The sequence below is a fragment of the Xylanibacter sp. genome (assembly GCF_057607445.1).
This window is the reverse complement of the sequence record NZ_DBLZAX010000046.1, coordinates 1-1,804: the sequence shown is the minus strand read 5'-3', so window position 1 is coordinate 1,804 and position 1,804 is coordinate 1. Positions and strand designations below refer to the sequence as shown.

At 45.1% G+C, this 1,804-nt stretch carries 1 protein-coding gene; it reads left to right on the top strand.

The window, feature by feature from the left end; all coding sequences use genetic code 11:
• Nucleotides 1-118: 118 nt before the first annotated feature.
• A complete protein-coding gene (locus ACZMIG_RS14720; RefSeq protein ID WP_487889763.1) occupies nucleotides 119-1,396 on the top strand; it encodes an IS110 family RNA-guided transposase in 1,278 nt (425 codons plus the stop codon).
• The last annotated feature ends 408 nt before the right edge of the window (nucleotides 1,397-1,804 follow it).

Genomic DNA, 1,804 nt, shown 5'->3' with positions numbered 1-1,804 from the left:
AGGAGCATTCCTGTTAAGTAACAAATAACCGGTTTGCAAAAAATGAGTGCCACCCATAGAATAATGATTGTTAACTTGGCGGTTAATAAGAATCATTGTTCAAAGGAGACACCCACAAATGAATTATAAGCAGAATGAAAAAATCAATCAAGTAAAAGAATCAACTTTGGTAGTTGGAATTGATATCGGAAGCACAACACAGTACGCCAGGGCATTTGACTGGAGAGGCATTGAACTCGGAAAAGTCTTTACGTTCAGCAACAGCAGAGAAGGTTTTGAAGCCTTTAAAGCATGGATGCAGCATTTGCAGGACAAGTACAGAAAGTCAGATGTAATCGTAGGTATCGAGCCGACAGGTCATTACTGGTTTGACCTTGGCGCTTATCTTGAGGATGAGGGCATCCTCCTGGTTATGGTTAACCCTTATGCGGTAAAGCAGACCAAGGAACTGGATGACAACAGCCAAAGCAAGAATGACAGGAAGGATCCGAAGGTGATCGCAAAGCTGGTTACCGAGGGCCGGTATTCTGCACCATATACACCGGATGGTGTGTATGCTGATTTAAGAATTATGGTGGCCAATCGTAAGAGACTCATCAGGGAGATGACCCAGATCAAAAACAGATTTGCCAGATGGTTCGCCATATATTTCCCCGAGTACACAGATGTGTTTGGGGACTATGAAGCACAGAGCAGTATGCTGCTTCTAAAGAAAGTTTGTACTCCGGAAGCAATCGTGGAACTGGGAGCCGAGAAAATCAATCAAATCTGGCGTGATGCAAAGCTTAGGGCTGTAGGAATGAAAAGGGCAACGACCCTGTGTGAGACAGCAAAACGCAGCATCGGCTTAAAGAAAGGCTCTTCGGCTGCCCGGTATGAAATGAAACTGTTGCTCGAGGATTACGAATACAAAAAGGCACAGCTTGACGCCGTTATGGAGGAGATAGAAAAGCTGTGCAGGAAGATACCCGAAAGCGAGCAGATGCTTGCCATCAAAGGTATAGGAGTGATCACGGTAGCCGGATTTCTGGCAGAAGTGGGTGATGTGAGGCGTTTCGAATCACCCAGACAGATACAAAAGCTGGCAGGACTCTCATTACGGGAGAACAGCTCTGGAAAGCACAAAGGACAGACGACCATAAGCAAAAGAGGTCGGAGTAAGCTGCGGGCAGTGCTGTTCAATGCAGCAATTCCGCTGATAGCGAAGAACCCAGAGTTTAAGTCATTGCATGAGTATTACACGACAAGAGCGAATAATCCGCTCAAGAAGAAACAATCCGTGATTGCGATCAGCTGTAAGCTGATACGGGTCTTTTATGCCATCCTTGCAAATGGAGTGACCTATGATGCGCAGAAGATGCTTTCTGACATTCACAGGCAGCCGCAGGCAGCATAAAAAGAACGACTGTGAGATTCAGGAGACGTCCGCCGCAAGGTGCTGAAAGGAACAGAAGAAATTCATAAACATAGAGAGCCAAGTCAGATTTCTTACCATCAGAGCAGAGACTCAGCGAAGGAGCATCATGACGCCCCTTTATGGATAAGCAGAACGAAGGAATTAAGGACCCAGAAGTAAAGGAGATCCTGTATGACATGGGAGGTTAGGCTGCCGTAAGGAGTAGGGGAAAGAAAGGCCGATCATAGCAGAATGAGACGACGTCTTGTTTTGTGTACCCTAAACATCCGAATATCCATGATTTATGGCCAAGGGGAATGACATAGACTTAGAAAATATCTCTATGAAGAAATGAAAATGTGAGAAAAAGCGAGTTAACAAGAGAAAAACAAAGATTATTATGGGAGG

What these genes read in the sequence shown, in the direction of transcription:
- ACZMIG_RS14720 (WP_487889763.1), top strand. Translation starts at nt 119, where the DNA reads ATGAATTATAAGCAGAATGAAAAAATCAATCAAGTAAAAGAATCAACT.